Annotated in this window: 16 protein-coding genes; 7 read left to right on the top strand and 9 right to left on the bottom strand. The window is 62.2% G+C overall.

All coding sequences use genetic code 11. The features are described 5' to 3' along the window. Positions 1 to 206 precede the first annotated feature (206 nt). Complete coding sequence (locus OIS53_RS16450; RefSeq protein ID WP_264679664.1) at positions 207 to 989, bottom strand: hypothetical protein; 783 nt, start codon at positions 987 to 989, stop codon at positions 207 to 209. A 143-nt stretch (positions 990 to 1132) separates the two neighbouring features. Between OIS53_RS16450 and OIS53_RS16445 the strand changes: the two genes are divergently transcribed. Then, positions 1133 to 1537 (top strand): OsmC family protein, encoded by a 405-nt coding sequence (locus OIS53_RS16445; RefSeq protein ID WP_264679663.1) that lies wholly within the window; start codon positions 1133 to 1135, stop codon positions 1535 to 1537. 394 nt (positions 1538 to 1931) lie between these two features. On the opposite strand, the gene ytxJ is transcribed toward OIS53_RS16445, so the two are convergent. From ytxJ to OIS53_RS16420, 5 genes are all read right to left on the bottom strand, one after another. Then, on the bottom strand, positions 1932 to 2273 hold the full coding sequence (gene ytxJ / locus OIS53_RS16440; RefSeq protein ID WP_264679662.1) for a bacillithiol system redox-active protein YtxJ: 342 nt from the start codon (positions 2271 to 2273) through the stop codon (positions 1932 to 1934). An 11-nt stretch (positions 2274 to 2284) separates the two neighbouring features. After that, positions 2285 to 2626, bottom strand: a complete 342-nt coding sequence (locus OIS53_RS16435; RefSeq protein ID WP_264679661.1) for a hypothetical protein — start codon at positions 2624 to 2626, stop codon at positions 2285 to 2287. Between the two features lie 38 nt (positions 2627 to 2664). Next, the gene (locus OIS53_RS16430; RefSeq protein WP_264679660.1) at positions 2665 to 2967 is read right to left on the bottom strand and encodes a hypothetical protein; all 303 of its coding nucleotides are present in this window, start codon (positions 2965 to 2967) and stop codon (positions 2665 to 2667) included. Positions 2968 to 3044: 77 nt separating this feature from the next. Further along, the gene (locus tag OIS53_RS16425) at positions 3045 to 5111 is read right to left on the bottom strand and encodes an alpha-ketoacid dehydrogenase subunit alpha/beta (protein ID WP_264679659.1); all 2067 of its coding nucleotides are present in this window, start codon (positions 5109 to 5111) and stop codon (positions 3045 to 3047) included. A gap of 89 nt (positions 5112 to 5200) precedes the next feature. Beyond that, positions 5201 to 5644, bottom strand: a complete 444-nt coding sequence (locus OIS53_RS16420) for a hypothetical protein (protein WP_264679658.1) — start codon at positions 5642 to 5644, stop codon at positions 5201 to 5203. Between the two features lie 21 nt (positions 5645 to 5665). Here OIS53_RS16420 and OIS53_RS16415 point away from each other — a divergent pair, with 21 nt between their 5' ends. Together OIS53_RS16415 and OIS53_RS16410 are read left to right on the top strand one after the other, a co-directional pair. Beyond that, entirely contained in the window at positions 5666 to 8494 is a 2829-nt protein-coding gene (locus OIS53_RS16415; RefSeq protein ID WP_319805463.1) for a SusC/RagA family TonB-linked outer membrane protein, read from the top strand. A 134-nt stretch (positions 8495 to 8628) separates the two neighbouring features. Beyond that, positions 8629 to 9915, top strand: a complete 1287-nt coding sequence (locus tag OIS53_RS16410; protein WP_264679656.1) for a M16 family metallopeptidase — start codon at positions 8629 to 8631, stop codon at positions 9913 to 9915. 163 nt (positions 9916 to 10078) lie between these two features. Here the strand turns inward: OIS53_RS16410 and OIS53_RS16405 are convergent, their stop codons facing one another. Together OIS53_RS16405 and OIS53_RS16400 are read right to left on the bottom strand one after the other, a co-directional pair. After that, on the bottom strand, positions 10079 to 10837 hold the full coding sequence (locus OIS53_RS16405; protein ID WP_264679655.1) for a hypothetical protein: 759 nt from the start codon (positions 10835 to 10837) through the stop codon (positions 10079 to 10081). A gap of 198 nt (positions 10838 to 11035) precedes the next feature. Beyond that, positions 11036 to 11761: a tetratricopeptide repeat protein gene (locus OIS53_RS16400; protein WP_264679654.1), complete on the bottom strand. Its 726-nt coding sequence runs from the start codon at positions 11759 to 11761 to the stop codon at positions 11036 to 11038. 436 nt (positions 11762 to 12197) lie between these two features. Between OIS53_RS16400 and OIS53_RS16395 the strand changes: the two genes are divergently transcribed. From OIS53_RS16395 to OIS53_RS16385, 3 genes are all read left to right on the top strand, one after another. After that, a complete protein-coding gene (locus tag OIS53_RS16395) occupies positions 12198 to 13202 on the top strand; it encodes an NAD-dependent epimerase/dehydratase family protein (RefSeq protein WP_264679653.1) in 1005 nt (334 codons plus the stop codon). A gap of 57 nt (positions 13203 to 13259) precedes the next feature. Continuing rightward, positions 13260 to 13751, top strand: coding sequence for a hypothetical protein (locus OIS53_RS16390; protein ID WP_264679652.1), 492 nt, complete (start codon positions 13260 to 13262; stop codon positions 13749 to 13751). A 127-nt stretch (positions 13752 to 13878) separates the two neighbouring features. Then, a complete protein-coding gene (locus OIS53_RS16385; protein WP_264679651.1) occupies positions 13879 to 14613 on the top strand; it encodes a DUF3891 family protein in 735 nt (244 codons plus the stop codon). A gap of 25 nt (positions 14614 to 14638) precedes the next feature. On the opposite strand, the gene OIS53_RS16380 is transcribed toward OIS53_RS16385, so the two are convergent. Then, positions 14639 to 15469, bottom strand: coding sequence for a hypothetical protein (locus OIS53_RS16380; RefSeq protein WP_264679650.1), 831 nt, complete (start codon positions 15467 to 15469; stop codon positions 14639 to 14641). 127 nt (positions 15470 to 15596) lie between these two features. Between OIS53_RS16380 and OIS53_RS16375 the strand changes: the two genes are divergently transcribed. Beyond that, positions 15597 to 16565, top strand: a complete 969-nt coding sequence (locus OIS53_RS16375) for a YihY/virulence factor BrkB family protein (protein WP_264679649.1) — start codon at positions 15597 to 15599, stop codon at positions 16563 to 16565. Positions 16566 to 16632: the final 67 nt, after the last annotated feature.

Raw genomic sequence — 16632 nt, 5'->3', positions numbered from 1 at the left:
GTCGTCCATGCTGCAAAGGTAACGGGGGATGGTGTGAGATGGAGACAGCCGGACCGGGACTTTGTTTGCGGAGGGGCAGAGGCTGTAGCACAAACGTATAGCTCGCGTATCCCACATTGTTGGGGCGGCATCGTTCTAATACCCGCCAACATGCGAACTACAACCGTAGATCAGCGCAGCTATAGTTTGCGCTTCAACGCTACAGCTTAATTGCGCTGGCCCAGGTACAAGGTGAGGTACACCGAGGGGAAAAACAGGTCGTTGAGGCTGTCGTCGGTTACCAGGCTACTGCGCAGGATGGTAAGGCGTTTAGGGTAGGCTTCCACCAAAGCCCCGGTTTCGATACCGGCCACGGCGTCGCGGTAGCGGCCATACTCGAAGCTGAGCGCCGCCCGCAGGTGGGCACCCACGTTGACTCTGGTCTCGCTGACGCCGGTGAACAGCGGGGCCCGGTCAATAACCAGCTGGGTTTGTCCGTGCTTGTCGGGGTCGTACTGCTCGTTGCGGATGTCGATGGCGGCGCCGGGTACCGGCCGGCCCTGACCGTCGCGCTGGGTGTAGTCGTAGGTGATGTAGTAGGGCATGAGCAGGCCAATAGAAGGGCCGGCTCCGACCAAAGCATTTACCTGCACGCCCGACTCAGCGGCTTTGCGGAAGATGACGCGCTGCACCCCCACCGATGGACGCAGCACGAACAAGTAATTGGCCTTGCCCGGCACGTAGCCCCCGCCCGTGAAGGGGCTGATAATTTTCTGCTCTTTGGGGTGCTTCACCTCCACGGCTTCAATGCCCCAGAACCGGGCCCACTCCTGGCTGAGCACGCGCGTAGACCGCACCGATGCCCCGCCGATAAGGCCGCCGCGGGTGTTGAAGTTGACGCCGTACACAAATTCCTTGCGGTAGGGGGGCTCATCGTTGGCCGAGGCGGCCGGCGCGGTGCGCTGCTGGGCCAGGGCCGCCGGCCCCACGCTCAGCAAACCGAGAAGCAAGGTTCTTTGGGAAGCAGATAGAACACGCACGGGACAGAGAGAGCAGCAAAGACGATGAAGATGACGGAGCGGCTCCGCCACGGAGCCGATACTTCCGAAAGTACGTAAATTTACGAGCATACCGTTACCTTATTTCCTGACCGATGCCTACCGCCACCGCCCACTACGCCGGCCACCTGCGCACCGAAGCCACGCACGTAGCTTCCGGCAACACCATCCTGACCGACGCCCCCGTAGACAACCACGGCCGGGGCGAGGCCTTTTCGCCTACCGACCTGGTAGGCGCGGCCCTGGGCTCCTGCATGATGACCATCATGGGCATTGTGGCCGAGCGACACCAGCTCGACCTGACAGCAGTGCGCTGGGACGTAACCAAGCACATGCTGGCCGAACCCCGGCGCATCGGCCAGCTCGACGTGCATTTTCAGATGCCCGCCTCGCTCACCGACAAGGAACGGGCCGTGTTGGAAAACGCCGCCCGCACCTGCCCCGTGGCTCTCAGCCTCAACCCCGAAATCAAGCAGCAGGTTCAGTTTACATACGCGTAGGTTGCCTCACCCCCCGGCCCCCTCTCCCGTGGAGAGGGGGAGCCAGACGCCAGATCGTTCTGCGCCGCTCTGTCGGCTACCGCCTCCAGTACGGCTACCACTCAGAACGGCAGCAGATGTCACGGCCGCGTAGCGGCCTACAGGTTTGTAGAGGGATGGGAAAGAACAGCATAGCGCCGCGTAGCGGTGCAAGAGACGCCCGAACGTCTCTTGCACCGCTACGCGGCGCTACATTCTTCTACGTGTTATTGCTGCTACACTTCTTGAGCCGCTACGCGGCCACTGTGCTACTATAGGCAGGTAGCCGTTCTGGAGGCGCTAGCCGACGGGGCGGCGCAGAACGTCTGTCGTCAGGCTCCCCCTCTCCACGGGAGAGGGGGCCGGGGGGTGAGGCCTACCCGATTACCTCTTTTACCTCGCTGAGGCGGATGCCCATGTGGGAGGCGTCGTACTGGCACTCGCCGTTTTGGATGAGCAGCAGCTGGGGCGACTCGTGGCGGATGCCGAACTGCTGGGCTATTTCGTTGGAAATGGGGCGGTAGCGCAGCAAATCGAGGTAGTAGAGCGTGGCGCCGCTCAGGTCGGCCTCGGGCCACTGGCGTTCCAGCTTGCTTTTGGCGGCGGCGCTGATGGAGCAGGAAGTGCTGTGCTTGAAGATAAGAACCGGATGCTCGAACGACTCGCGCACAATGTCGGTGAGTTGCTCGGGCTGGGTAAGGGGCTGCCAGGGAGTCATACGGGTGCTTGCTAGGACTTAGGGGTGGAGGCTGGGCGTTTCTTCCGCAGACGCAAACCAATGCGGGATGGTTCGCTTACGCGCGGCGTGCCCGTTCGGTCGAACTGGTAGTTCTGGCGGCCGTCGGTGGGCTTGCGCACGGCCTGGCGCCCACCCTTGCCGGGCGTCACTTCCACCTTGGTCACGGTCAGGTGCGACTCCTTGTATTCGGCTTTGACCTGGCGGGCTTCACGCAGGGCGCGGCGGTTGGCGGCCCGCTGGTGGGCCGGGCTGGTAGATTCCAGCTGGGCATGCGCCGCCGAAGCCTGCCATAGGCTAATCAGCAGCACACCAAATCCAAGTAGACGACGCATGGGGCAGGGGAAGATTAAGGAGAGGGTACTAAAATGCCTTACCACGGCAGCACAATGCCCATAAACTTGCGCTGGCCGACTTTATGCTTGAGGCGGCGGCGCTCATACTTGGGCTTTTTCAGCAGGCCGTTTTTGTCGTAGCTGTTCTTCTCGGTTTTAACGGCCTCCTTTTCTACCACCAGCGCCCGGCCGTCCGCCGATTCGTTGTCGATGTTGCGGGTTTTCTTGGCTTTGGGCTGGGGCGGCCCCTTGGGCGTGGGCAGACGGTAGGGGCGGCACGCGGCGCCCAGTAGCAACAGCAGGACCAGCAGCGGAAACAAGCGGGTGAATTTCAACTTCATGGCGGGCGAAAGAGGCGCGCGGAGTGTAGCAAAAGCTGGGCCGTTGTAAAGCGCGGCCCAGCAGGCACGGAGCCGGATTAATAGCTGCGCAGCTTCTCCACGGTTTCGCGCAGGCGCTGCTGGGGCAAAAACACCTTTTCCAGGGGCGGTGAGAAGGGTACGGCCGTGTCGAGGGAGGCTACGCGGTGCACGGGGGCGTCGAGGTGCTGGAAGCAGTGCTCGGCAATCCAGGCCCCGATTTCGCCGCCTAGGCCGCCGGTGAGCGTGTCTTCGTGCAGGATGATGACGCGGCCGGTTTTTTCCACGGTGCGGCGCACGGCCTGCTGGTCCCAGGGCAGCAGGGTGCGCAGGTCCAGAATGTCGGCCGAGAGGTGTAGCTCGTCGGCCAGAGCCAGAGCCCAGTGCACCCCGGCCCCGTAGGTGATGATGCTCAGCTCCTCGCCCTCGCGGGCCAGGGCTGCCTCCCCAATGGGCGTGGTGTAGTAGCCGTCGGGCACGGGGCCCGTGATGCTGCGGTAGAGCAGCTTGTGCTCGAAGTACATCACCGGGTTGGGGTCCTCGAAGGCGGCGCAGAGCAGGCCTTTGGCGTCGTGGGGGTTGCTGGGGTACACCACTTTCAGGCCGGGCGTGTGCGTAAACCAGGCCTCGTTGCTCTGGGAATGGAAGGGCCCGGCGGCGGTGCCGGCGCCGGTGGGCATGCGCACCACCACGTCGGCGTTCTGGCCCCAGCGGTAATGGCTTTTAGCTAGGTTGTTCACAATCTGGTTGAAGCCGCAGGTTACGAAATCGGCAAACTGCATTTCCACCATGGCCTTCTTGCCCTTGATGCTCAGCCCCAGCCCCGCTCCCACAATGGCCGACTCGCACAGGGGCGTGTTGCGCACCCGGCCCTTGCCAAACTCCTGCACGAAGCCCTCGGTAATCTTGAACACCCCGCCGTACTCGGCAATGTCCTGGCCCATCAGCACCAGCTCCGGAAACCGCTCCATGCTCACCCGCAGCCCGTCCTGAATGGCATCCACAAACCGCTTCTCGGTGGTTGGTAGTTGGTAGTTGGTAGTTGGAAGCTGGTTTTCGGTGGCAGGCATTGGCGCGAAGGGCACGACGTCGGGGTTGTCGCTGCGCTCGTCTGTTGTCCCACTACCAACTACCAACTTCTTACTACCAACCGCATACATATCTCTCACTTCCTCGGCCGCATCAGCGGTGGGCATGGGCTGGGCGTCGGCCAGGCGCAGGCCTTCTTCGATTTCGCGCTTGATGGTTTCGCGGTAGCGCATGCGGGCGTCCTCGTCCAGGATGCCTTCGTGGAGCAGCCACTTTTCGTAGGTATCTACGGGGTCTTTCTGGGCCCACTGCTCAAACAGCTCCTGGGGCACGTACTTGGTGCCAGAGGCTTCCTCGTGCCCGCGCATCCGGAACGTGAGGGCCTCCAGCAGCACGGGCCGCGGGTTCTGGCGCAGGTCCTGGGCCAGGCGGCGCACAGTGTCGTACACGTCCAGCACGTTGTTGCCGTCTACCTGCACAGCCTCCATGCCGTAGGCGGGGCCTTTGTCGATAAAGGACTTGAAGCGAAACTGCTCGTTGGAGGGCGTGCTCAGGCCGTAGCCGTTGTTTTCGATGATAAAGATGACCGGCAGCTGCCACACGGCGGCCACGTTCAGGGCCTCGTGGAAGTCGCCCTCGGAGGCGCCGCCGTCGCCGCTATACGTCACGGTGACTTTGGGGCGCTGGTCGAGTACATCGGCCAGGGCAATGCCGCCGGCCACGGCCAGCTGCGGCCCCAAGTGCGAAATCATGCCCACGATGTGGTGCTCATTGGTGCCGAAGTGGAAGCTCCGGTCGCGGCCCTTGGTGAAGCCGTGGGTTTTGCCCTGCCACTGCGCAAAGAGGCGGTCCAGCGGCACGTGGCGGCCCGTGAACACGCCCAGGTTGCGGTGCAGGGGCAGGATGTACTCGTCCTCATCCAGGGCCAGGGTGCTGCCCACCGAAATAGCCTCCTGCCCGATGCCCGAAAACCACTTGCTCACCTTGCCCTGGCGCAGCAAAATCAGCATTTTCTCCTCAATCAGCCGGGGCTTGAGCAGGTGCTGGTAGAGGTGGAGCAGGGTGTCGTTGGAGTAGTCTTTGCGGTCAAAGTTCATCGGGGCGGGCCAGGGGCTTGATGGGAGAAGCCAAAAGTACGGGTTTGGGGTGGAAGCTACTCAGTGCCCATATGGCTCCGGTAGTGGAGTTAGTAGGGGTAATCGGTGGACAGCCACTGAGCCAGCCGGTGCAGAGGATACTTCAGGAACAGCAACCCCAGCGTGCACAGCTGCGCCCACAGCAGGTATTGCACCGGCCATTCCTGTTCCGGGTAGGTCAGATACCAGCCAAACACGGCCGAGTGCATGCGCACGTCGAAAACGGCGGCAAACTTATATAGCACCCCGAAGCTCAGCGCCACCCCTACCACCGCCAGCACTCCACCCCACCACGCGCGCCCCAGCACTAGCCAGAAGTAAGCTGGTACCAGGAGTCCGTAGCCAGCCAGAAAGAAGACGCCCGCCACCGGAAACATAATCAAGCAGCCCTGGCCGCTACACTTACCGGTTTCGTGCCAGGCCGAGGCCACAATCAAAAATCCGGCAACCGCCACTAAAATAGTAGAGAGCAACACATATAAGAACTGTTTCATACCTGCGCGTTGATAGGAAAAATGCTTTGTAAAGTATCTGTTTCAGCTGATTTCGCCGCTAACCTGCCTGGCTGTGACAAGAACCTTTATAGATGGATAGATAAAGCGTATGGAATCGGCCGGGCACCAGCATCTATCTTCAGGGCTCAATTTCCTCCCCTATTTTTCTCTATGCCCCGACTTTTACCCTTCGGCCTGCTGCTTCCACTTTCACTTCCCACTCTAGCCCAACAGCCCGATACGCTGGCTGCGCGCCGGGTGGGCGTGGCGGTGGTGGCAGATAGTCTCCCTCTTGTTATACCTGACGTATCATCTCTGCTAAGTGGCCATTTGTCATGTGGCTTTGCAGGCGTTATTATTCAGCGTAACCCGTTGAGCCCATATCTGTCTATTCAAGAACAGCTCCGCCAGGTTGCCGGCGTGCAAGCTTCGCCGTACTCTGGGGCACCGTGGGCCCAAGCGGTGGTGCGCATCCGGGGCGCGGCTAGTTTGTCCTCAAATGCGCAGCCGCTATATGTGGTAGATGGGGTACCGGTGTTTCAGAACACGTTTCAGGCACCAGTGAGTGGTTCTTCGGCTGGTTTCCTGCCAGCTGAGGCCACGGAGCTAGACGTAAATCCGCTGCTGAGCCTGCCCACGGAGGACATCGAGTTGGTAGAAGTGCTGAAAGGCGCCCTGGGCACAGCGCGCTATGGCTCCCAAGGACTGAACGGCGTTATCAGCATTACCACCCGCCGCGGGGCTGCCGGGCCGCTGCGGGTGAACTATTCGGGCTACGGAGGGGTGCAGCGCACCCGGCAGCCGTATGAGCTGCTGAACGCGCAGCAATATGCCGCGCTGGCTAATGAGGCAGCATCGGCAGCCGGCCAGCCTGCACCTTTTTCGGCGGCGCAGGTAGCTGCTTTCGGACAAGGCACCGACTGGCAGGACGAAGTGCTGCGTACAGCGGCCGTGCAGGAGCACCACCTCAGCGCCCAGGGCGGCAAAGCCCGCACCCGGTACTACGCCAGCGCCGACTACCTTTCCAACAGAGGCATTATAGTGGGTTCGTCGTTGACCCGCTACGCCGCCCGCGCCGCTGTGGAGCAGGGCATTGGACAGAAGCTGCGCCTGAGCGCGCAGGCCGGCATTAGCCAGACCAGCCAACGTCTACCGCTCCACAGCACAGTGGAATGGGCTCTAATTAACCTGCCTACCGCGCCGGTTAGAAACCCGGACGGCACCTTTTTCACAGCAAGCCAACTTGGGCGAAACGCTGTGCAATTGGCCGAGGAAAACTACCAGACACCCCGGCAGCGCCGCCTGCTGGCGCAGGCCCTTGCACAGTACACGCTGCTGCCGGGCCTAACGGCGGAAATGCGCGTCAATCTGGAACAAGCCGGCTTGCAAAGCAGCTCCTACCGTCCTGCTTTCGGTACGCTGCCGGGTGGCTTGCGCGAAGAATACGAGGCTACGTATCGGCAGTGGGTGTTGAATCCGGCCCTGCGCTACAGCCGCAGCTTGCAGAATGGCCGCCATGTGGTAGACGCCAGCTTGGAGGCTTTTCGCCAGGCCCGAACTGAGGAGTACAAGTACACAGAATTCTTTTTAGGCCCCGACCTAGGCCCTTCGGGCAAGAGCACCATGTTGTCCAGTACGAGGGTAGATGCCTACCGCCTGGAAGCCGGGTATACGCTGGCGGGCCGCTATCAGGTGCAGGGCAGCTTGCGCCGGGACGGGTCGGGCGTGTTCGGGCTGGACAACCGATGGGAATGGCTGCCGGGGGCCCAGCTCACGTGGCACGCGGGGCAGGAAGACTTTCTGAAAGGGCACTCCATCCTTGACCGACTGGACGTATGGGCTGGGTGGGGGCGTACATCGGGTTCCGGCAACATCGGGCGCAATTCCACATCTACACCCCTGTTCACTCCGAATGGATTCATTTCCACAGCGGTATTCCTGCGGGAGCCAACGCAGCAGCTGGAAGCTGGCGTAACGGCAAATCTATGGCAAAGCAAGCTGCAGCTGACTGGCACGGCTTACACGCGCCGAACGAGCACAGAAAGTTTGGTTGTGGGACTCACACAATTTTTTGCCTCTAACGAGCTACGCAACCGGGGCGTGGAGCTTACCATTGCCAGCAGCTGGCAGGCTGGTTCGGTGGCCGGAACATCAAGCCTGGCCGCTGCCGTCAATCAAAACCGCTATCAGCAGAATTCTCACATTGATTTTTTGACTTTGTATCAGCGCCTCGTTGATAAACAGACACTCAGCACCTTCTACGGCGCCCGATACCTGGGAGTGGACGGTAATGGTCAGCCTCGCTTCGAGGACAAAAACGGCGACGGGCAAATCAGGTTTGAGGACTACCAGCCCCTAGGCAGCGGCTTACCGCGGCAGCTGCTCAGCTTCGGGCAGCAGGTGTCTTTCAAGCGCTTCTCCTTGCAAGCCCAGCTCGACGGCCAGTTTGGCTACCAGATCCATAATACCCTGCTTCCTTTGCTGGAACGGCCGAATGGCGCTACCAATGGCACCACCCGGCTACTGGACCGCTGGACGTCGACCAATCCAACCACTAACGTGCCGGCTGCTAATCAGCGGCTACAGCTGCCCTCTGTCAGCACCTACACGCTACAGTCGGGCAACCACGTGCGGCTGACTTCTCTTACCTTTACCTACAAGGTTTGGGAGAAAGAAGCACGCAACTTTTCGGTATGGATGGGCGGCTACAACCTGTTTGTGCTGACCAAGTACCGCGGCTACGACCCCAATATCAGCTCCGCCGGCTCCGACAACCGCCAGGCGGGGGTTGATACCTCCTCCTACCCCACCGCCCGCACCGTGGTGCTGGGCGTGCGGGCTACTTTATAGCAACCCTCCGGCTTGCCTGCCCGCGTACATCTTCCGACCTTGCTGCCCCTGCCTCGCCCGAAACTTCGGGTCCGGGGGCCAGGTTATTGCTCCGGGGCCGCTAGCCGGTCCATCCGCCTATTGCTTTCCCGCTCATGATTCACTTCGAAGAATTTACCCTCGATAATGGCCTGCGCTGCATTGTGCACGAGGACCACACCACGCCCATGGCCGTGCTCAACGTGCTGTATAATGTGGGCTCCCGCGACGAAGACCCCGAGCACACGGGCTTTGCGCATTTGTTTGAGCACCTGATGTTTTCGGGCTCCGTCAACATTCCGAGCTACGACGAACCCCTGCAAAAGGTGGGCGGCGAGAACAATGCCTTTACCTCGCCCGACATCACCAACTACTACCTCACCCTGCCGGCGGCCAACCTCGAAACCGGATTCTGGCTGGAGTCGGATAGGATGCTGAACCTGGCGTTTTCGGAGCAGGGCCTGGAAGTGCAGCGCAAAGTGGTGGTGGAAGAGTTCAAGCAGAACTACCTCAACCAGCCCTACGGCGACGTGTGGCTGAAGCTGCGGCCCCTGGCCTACCAGCACCACCCTTACCAGTGGGCCACCATCGGCAAGGAGGTAGGCCACATCGAAAACGCCACCATGCAGCAGGTGCGCGACTTTTTCCGCAAGCACTACTCGCCCGCCAATGCCATTCTGGTAGTGGCCGGCGACGTAACCGTGGCCGAGGCCCGGCGCCTGGCCGAGAAGTGGTTTGGGCCGATTCCGGGGGGCACGCGCTACGAGCGGCAGCTGCCCCAGGAGCCGCGCCAGACCGAAGCCCGCTTCCTGGAAGTAGCCGCCGAGGTGCCGCTGGCGGCGCTGTACAAAGTATACCACATGCCGGCCCGCGGCGAAGCCGGCTACCACGCCGCCGACCTGCTGTCGGACGTGCTGGGGCGGGGCAAGTCGAGCCGGCTGTACCAGCAGCTGGTGAAAGAGCGGCCCCTGTTCAATTCCATTTCGGCCTCGGTGACGGGCTCTCTGGAGCCGGGCCTGCTGGTGGTGAGCGGCAAGCTGAATGCCGGCGTGAGCCTGGAAGAAGCCGACGCGGCCGTGGAGGAAATTGTGGCCGGACTGCGCACCGAGCTGGTGCCAACTGAGGAACTGGAAAAGGTGAAAAATCAGGCTGAGGTCAGCATTGTGTTCAGCGAAATCGAGCTGCTGAACCGGGCCATGAACCTGGCTTTCAGCAAGCTGCTCGGCGACGCCAACCTCGTGAACCAGGAAAGCGCCAAGGTGCAGGCCGTGACGCCTGAGCAGGTGCTGGCCCAGGCCCAGGAGGTGCTGCGCCCCGACAATTGCAGCACGCTCTACTACCGCGCCCTCACCCCGCAGCCCACCTCTGCCAGGAAGCCGGAGCTGGTAGAAGAGGCGGAGTAATCCTAAATTCATATAAAGAATGAGGACCTGGTAGCTGAGCTACCAGGTCCTCATTCTTTGTTGGGCAAGCGGCCTAGGGCTAAAGCTCTGGGCTAGTCAGGGCCTGATGGCATTTGCTACGTAGCCCAAGGCTTTAGCCCTGGGCCGCTTGCGCCGTCAGCGCTTACCGGCGCCAGGGGGCGTATTCCAGCTTCAGCTCGGCCAGGCCGTAGCCATCATTAAGGTTGGAGCTGGAGCGGCCCAGGGCGGGGCTGATGTCGTCGAGCTGGTCGGTGGTGGTGAAGTGGTAGGTGCCTTCCAGGGAAGCATTGAGCTTGCGCGACAAGCGCAGCGTCAGACCCACGCCCACGGGTGCTACGAGGGCCACGGCCGGATAGTCCTGGCGCTCGGGAGGCAGGAAGGTGGTGCTTTGCTCGGGGCGGGTGGTGCCGATATAGGCCTTGGGGCTGTAGAGTAGGAAGCCAGCGCCTACTTTCAGGTAGGGCTTGATGAGAGCCGCTGCCCGGCGCGGGTCGGCAAAGGTGCCTTCATCGTGCAGGGGCTCGTAGCGCAGAAATGCTACGCCCGCTCCGTTGCGGCCCCGGAAGGCCTGGTTGCCGCGCTCGGCCCCGAGGTAGTCTTTGGCGCCAATCTGAAAGTACGCCGCCTCGGCGCCCACCTGCCAGTGCGGGCGCACCCGGTACAGCAGGCCCAGGCTCAGGCTAGCACCCGGAAACTGGTTGGTCAGGCCGCTGGTTAGGTCGCCGCTGTACAGGCCCACGCCCCCGCCCAAGGTAAAGCGCACCGGGCCGCGGTAGTAGGGCCGGGCCTGGCCGTTGTAGTGGCGCCGGCGGCGCTCCGGACCTTCGCCCTGAGCCTGAGCGGATTGCAGCAGCCCCAGGCTGGCTACGGAAAAAGCAAGAAGAAACGAGCGAGAAGTCAAGGCAGATAGGGCAACGGATGAAGCCCCCGCTTACGGGGCCGGCGCGGCGGGTGTTACCTGTGTGGTCGGTTTCGTACCCGATGGACCTTTCTCCAACCCCTTCCCTTTCAGGCGCCGAAGAAAAGCGAAACGACCGTAAACTGCCCACCCACACCAGCCCCAGCAGGGCACTACCCCCAAACGCCCACCGGGCCCGGTTTATTTGAACTTGCCTTGCGGGTCGGGCAGCTTGGCCATCAGCTCCGTGAGCAGGCCAAAGTCGATGGCGGCCATGCTGATGGCCTGGGCCTTGTGCACCGACTCCCAGGCCTGGGCGTACTGCTCTTGCAGGTACTGGGCGCGGGCCAGCTGCCCCCAGGCCACAGCGTTGGTGGCATCCTGGGCTACGGCCTGCCCCAGCAAGGTGGTGGCCGTGGTCAGGTCCTTTTTCTTTTTGCTTTGGTCGTAGCGGATGAGGTGGCTGGCGCCCAGGTCGCTGAGCAGCAGGGCGTTTTTGGGGTCGAGGGCCAGGCCCCGGCTGAGCAGGCTGATGGCTTCATCAGTGCCTCCGGGCCGGCTACTGACCACGATGCCCAGGCCGCGGTAGGCGTCGGGGTTCTTGGGGTCGAGCACCCAGGCCAGGTTGAAGCGGTAGGCGGCCGTGTCGGGCTGGTTTTCCTGGAGATACTCGTAGCCTTTGATAGAGAAGAAGCGGCTGGCTTCAGCCCGCGAGGCAAAGCTTCGCTCGATGTCGGCAAGGAACTTGGCGCCTACCACCTGGGCTGCCTGTTCGGGGCTCAGACCGCCAAACAAGGGCTGCAAGCGGCTGGCCGCGGAAGCAGCCGCCGGAGCAGACTGGTTTTTGGCTTTGCGCTGAGCTTGTGCCGGAGCAGCCGTTAGCAGCAGGGCCGCGGCCAGCAGTAAAAACGATGATTTCAATTTCATACTAAGAGAGGCAAGACGAATACACAGCCCGCGGCCAGGCCGGCAGGCTCCGGTAAAGATACACAGTAGGCCGGCGGCTTGGTGGGTTAGGAAGATATGCTGCTGGCAGGCCTTCTTGCCGAGCTTGTCGAACCGGAGGAAGGAGAAGCCAAGCATGTAGCAAGCTGACGTTAGAGGCTAACCGTCATGCTTCATCTGGCGTCCGCTCAACGAAGCATCTCTCCCGGTTCGTTGAGCGGACGTCAGGAGTTAGCCCGCGGTAGAGATGCTTCGACAGGCTCAGCATGACAGGTACCACTCCGACATTCCAAAACACACTCTTGCTTTTTCTATCCGGCACAAGCTAAAGCGTGTGCTACATGGGTTACCGCCGAGTGTGGGGTTGGGCTCCGTATATTTGTTGCTCTCACCCAACTGCTACCCTCCCACCTCCCGCATGGACACATCCAGCACTTCTGCTCCTACTGCTACCGGCGACACCATCCTGGTTATTGGGGCCGGCGGCCAGCTTGGCCTGGAGCTGACCCACGAGCTGCGCCAGCTCTACGGCGCCTCCCGCGTAGTAGCCGCCGACGTGCGCGCGCCTAAGGACGCCGAAACCTTGCAGGCCGGTCCGTTTGAGCTGCTGGATGTGCTGGACAAGCAGCGGCTGGAAGAAGTAGTGCGCCGGTACCGGCCCACGCAGGTGTACCATCTGGCGGCCCTGCTGTCGGCCACGGCCGAGAAGAACCCCAAGTTTGGGTGGCAGCTGAACATGGATGGGCTGTTTACTGTGCTGGACGCGGCCGTAGACCTGGGCGTGCGGCAGGTGTACTGGCCCAGCAGCATTGCCGTGTTCGGGCCCGACACGCCCCGCCAGCATACACCCCAGCTTACCATTATGAACCCCAACACGGTGTATGGCATCAGCAAGCTGGCCGGGGAGCAGTGGTGCGAGTGGTACTTCCGCCGGCACGGCCTCGACGTGCGCAGCCTGCGCTACCCTGGCCTCATCGGCTACAAGAGCTTGCCCGGCGGCGGCACCACCGATTACGCCGTCGACATCTACCACAAAGCCGTGGCGGGCCAGGCCTACGAGTGCTTTTTGCAGGACGACACCTACCTGCCCATGATGTACATGCCCGACGCCCTGAAGGCTACCCTGGACCTGATGCACGCCCCGGCAGACCAGATTCGGGTGCGCAGCTCCTACAACCTGGGCGCCATGAGCTTCAGCCCCGCCGAAATTACCCGCTCCATCCAACGCCACTACCCCGCCTTCCAGGTCACGTACCGCCCCGACTCGCGCCAGCAGATTGCCAATTCCTGGCCCGCCAGCATCGACGACAGCCAGGCCCGCCAGGACTGGGGCTGGCAGCCGCAGTACGACCTGCACCGCATGACCGACGATATGCTGCTGCACCTGAAGCAGCAAGTGTCGGCGCAGCTCACGGTGGCATAGCCGCGCCCTATTGGTGCTGCTTTTGGCGTTCTACTTGCCTTTACTTCAGCAGCGCGTATGAATTCAGCCGACGTAACCGGATGGGCCGTTAAGCTCCTTGTTTTTGGGTTGCAGGCCGCGCTGCTGTACGCCGGTGTGCGGCTGTATAAGCTCAGTGGTGGCTTCGTGCTGAATCCGTTTCAGCCGGGCTGGAGCAAGCTGGAGCAAACCTATGCCAGTACCACACCCATGACCGGCATGGATGCCGGCTCGGCCCGGATTGGCCTTACCAGCTACAGCGGCACCTTGTATCTGGGCTTTGACGCGCAGGAGCTGGTTATGCAGAAAATGTTTTTCGGCAAGACGTTGCTGCGGATTCCCTATGCCCGCATCAGCTGCACCACGCCGCCCCGGCGCGAAACGGTGCTGGGAATCTCCATTCAGCTCGACGGCGTGTTTGTGGTGGATGGGGTGGAAATAGGGTTGAAGGCGGACACGGCCCGGGAGCTTCTCGCACGGCTTCCCACCCAGCCAGGTGCACCGCCTCAGCCGGAGCTGGCCCCGCTGTAGTTTCCTCCTGCTATAAATGCCCCGCTCCCATTTGCAGCGGGGCGTTTTTGTGTCCGGGTGAGCGGGCAAGTGGCCTGCGGAACCCTGCGCCACCCCCTGCGTACGCCTGCGAGAAATTCGCCTCGCAATGATTGTAAACCACACGCCCGATGGCTGGCAGATTATCTACCAGCAAGCTCACGGCCTGCTCGCGGCCCAGCTGGCCTGGCACTGGCAGCCGTTTGACGGCTCCCCAACGGACCGGTGGGTGGGCACGCTGGCCGCCATTACCCAGCACGACGACGAGCAGCAGCACTGGGACGGGCACTACGGCATTACGCCCGCCGGGGCGCCGGCTAACTTCACCATGAAGGAATTTTCGCTGGAGCAGGCCACCGGCGTGATGCGCGCCGCCCGCTTCCAGGGCCGCTGGCGCAGCCTGCTCACCAGCCTGCACCTGAGCACGCTCTACGAAAGCCTGCGCGGCCAGGACAAAACCACCGACGCCTTCCTCGACGAGCAGCAGGCCTGCCAGAAGCGGTGGCTGAAAGAGCTGAAGCTGACCCGCAAAGAAGCCACCCGCTACTACGACCTCATGCACTGGACCGACCGGCTCAGCCTCATTCTGTGCCGGCAGGAGCTGCCCGAAATGGGCCGTACCCTCGAAATCTACACCGGCCCCGACGGGCAACGCTACGACGTGGTGCAGCCCCAGCCAAACGGCCCCGTTACCGTGCACCCCTGGCCCTTCCGCGAAAAGCAGTTCACCGTCAGCGTGGAAGCCACCATCCTGCGCCAGCTCCAGTTCAAGGACGATGCCGAGCTAGCCGCCGCCCTCCGCCACGCCCCCATCGAGACACTGACCTGGGAGTTTCGGAAGTAGCGCGAAGCCTCCGCTTCGCGCTGCATCACAGCGGTTGTATGGGCCGGGGGCTCTGCATCACACTAGCCGGTACCGAATCCAGGGCGACGACGTGGGTGAGGCGGCGGCCGTCTTTGCCGTCGGTGCGGTCGGAGGCCAGCAGCAGGCGGCCGGTGCGGCGGTAGTCGGCCCAGCGGCGGTGGAAAGCGGGCTGCGCGTCCTGGGCGTTGCGGTAGAACGACCACTCCTCTACCAGGTTGGTGCGCGGGTTAATGAAGATGTCGTAGCGGTTTTCGGGCGTGACGCCTACTTTCTGAAAGGTCATGCTCAGCACCTCGGCCGGGGTACCGTCCATGAACTTGCCCGTGCCTTTGTAGGTTAGCGTCACGCCGGCATCCTTGAGCTTGAACGGCATCACCAGCCACCACGAGTTGTTGACCCAGGTGGGGTACATGTCGGCCAGCAGCTGGCGGCCCTCTTGGGTGCCGGAAATGTCCTGGCCGGCTCGATACGCGCGGCCCTCCTGGGAATCGAGGTTGTATACGGCTACGAGGCTGTCTTTCTGCCAGCGAAAGTCGCCCGTGTACTTATCCCACAGCTGGTAGGAGCCGTCGAGGAAGCTCCAGCCCAGCAAGCGGGTTTGCTGCCAGGCCGGGTAGCCGCCCATCTGCCGCATCACGCGGTCGGCCAGGTGCAGGGCGCGGGCGTCGGAGCCGGCCTGGTTGAAGCCCTCGGCCATGGGATAGGCGGCCGTGTCGAGGGGCGGGGCCGGCAGCGCCGCCACGGTGTCGGGCGAGGAAGTGGAGGCCGGTCCGCAGGCCGCCAGGAGGCCCGTGAGTAGCAGACCAGCGCAGGCAGTGGGAAGAGCAAGACGCATACGTAGAAGAGGTTGGAGGTCAGAGCTACTTCACTATACGGCGCGGCGGCCCATGCGGTGGCTCAACCGAACGCCAACACCTCAGCTTCCGTAGTATCCCCGTCTTCCTTCCCGATATATCAGCCTTATGGCCGCACACTACCGCTTTTCGGATATTGTTAATATCCTCAAAACCACCGCCGCCGAGTTCATGGTCAACAACTCGTTTCGCCACGCGGCGGCGCTGTCCTACTACACCATCTTCTCCCTGCCCCCCCTGCTGCTCATCGTCATCACGGCCGCCAGCACCATCTGGGATGCCGATGCCGTGTCGGGCCAGGTATTTACCCAGATGAAAGGGCTGGTGGGCGAAGACTCGGCCAAGTTTATGCAGGACAGCATCAACGAATTCAACAAGCAGCAGCGGGGCGGCGTGGCTTCCTTTATCGGCATTGGCACACTGGTGTTTGCGGCCACCACGTTCTTCGTGACCCTGCAAGAAAGCATCAACGACATCTGGAACCTGCGCGTGAAGCCCCGCAGCAGCGCCTGGCAGTTTGTCCGCGACCGGTTTCTGTCGTTTGGCCTGATTCTGAGCGTGGCCTTGCTGCTGCTGATTTCGTTTGTGGTCAGCGCCTTGCTCAGCGTGTTTACCGGCTACCTGCAACGGCTCCTGCCCGATCTGGCCGTGTTTTTTATCCGCCTCATCGACCTGGGCTTGTCCATTGGCATCACTACCACGCTCTTCGCCATGATTTACCGCTTCCTGCCCGACGCCGTTATCCGTTGGCGCGATGTTGGGGTTGGGGCATTCATTACGGCGCTGCTGTTTGTGTTGGGTAAGTATCTGATTGCCATCTACATTGCTCAGGCCAACCCCGGTTCGGCGTTTGGGGCGGCGGGCTCGGCCATTGTGCTGCTGCTGTGGGTAAACTACTCTTCGCTGATTATCTTCTTCGGCGCCGAGTTCACCCAGGAGTTTGCCGATGCCTTCGGCCAGAAGGTGCAGCCCAAAGCCCACGCCGTGCGCATCGAAACCCGCGAGGTGCCGGAGGGCGAAAGCAAAGAAGAAATCAGCACCGGCCGCCCCCGCGCCGAGGGCCGCTGGCGGAGCTGAAAAGTCTGAAGTTTTTTATCTGCTACCCTCGTCAGGTGTGCTCTGCGCACTCCCGGCGAGGGTAGCC

Source organism: Hymenobacter sp. YIM 151500-1, from assembly GCF_025979885.1.
In the GTDB taxonomy this organism is placed as follows: Bacteria; Bacteroidota; Bacteroidia; order Cytophagales; family Hymenobacteraceae; genus Hymenobacter.
The sequence above is the reverse complement of the archived record's forward strand: the minus strand, read 5'-3'. Positions and strand labels throughout refer to the sequence as shown.

Excerpts from the sequence above, each read along its gene's own strand:
- OIS53_RS16445 (WP_264679663.1), top strand. The coding sequence starts at position 1,133 with ATGCCTACCGCCACCGCCCACTACGCCGGCCACCTGCGCACCGAAGCC.
- ytxJ (WP_264679662.1), bottom strand. The coding sequence starts at position 2,273 with ATGACTCCCTGGCAGCCCCTTACCCAGCCCGAGCAACTCACCGACATT.
- OIS53_RS16435 (WP_264679661.1), bottom strand. The coding sequence starts at position 2,626 with ATGCGTCGTCTACTTGGATTTGGTGTGCTGCTGATTAGCCTATGGCAG.
- OIS53_RS16430 (WP_264679660.1), bottom strand. The coding sequence starts at position 2,967 with ATGAAGTTGAAATTCACCCGCTTGTTTCCGCTGCTGGTCCTGCTGTTG.
- OIS53_RS16425 (WP_264679659.1), bottom strand. The coding sequence starts at position 5,111 with ATGAACTTTGACCGCAAAGACTACTCCAACGACACCCTGCTCCACCTC.
- OIS53_RS16420 (WP_264679658.1), bottom strand. The coding sequence starts at position 5,644 with ATGAAACAGTTCTTATATGTGTTGCTCTCTACTATTTTAGTGGCGGTT.
- OIS53_RS16415 (WP_319805463.1), top strand. The coding sequence starts at position 5,666 with ATGCTTTGTAAAGTATCTGTTTCAGCTGATTTCGCCGCTAACCTGCCT.
- OIS53_RS16410 (WP_264679656.1), top strand. The coding sequence starts at position 8,629 with ATGATTCACTTCGAAGAATTTACCCTCGATAATGGCCTGCGCTGCATT.
- OIS53_RS16400 (WP_264679654.1), bottom strand. The coding sequence starts at position 11,761 with ATGAAATTGAAATCATCGTTTTTACTGCTGGCCGCGGCCCTGCTGCTA.
- OIS53_RS16395 (WP_264679653.1), top strand. The coding sequence starts at position 12,198 with ATGGACACATCCAGCACTTCTGCTCCTACTGCTACCGGCGACACCATC.
- OIS53_RS16390 (WP_264679652.1), top strand. The coding sequence starts at position 13,260 with ATGAATTCAGCCGACGTAACCGGATGGGCCGTTAAGCTCCTTGTTTTT.
- OIS53_RS16385 (WP_264679651.1), top strand. The coding sequence starts at position 13,879 with ATGATTGTAAACCACACGCCCGATGGCTGGCAGATTATCTACCAGCAA.
- OIS53_RS16380 (WP_264679650.1), bottom strand. The coding sequence starts at position 15,469 with ATGCGTCTTGCTCTTCCCACTGCCTGCGCTGGTCTGCTACTCACGGGC.
- OIS53_RS16375 (WP_264679649.1), top strand. The coding sequence starts at position 15,597 with ATGGCCGCACACTACCGCTTTTCGGATATTGTTAATATCCTCAAAACC.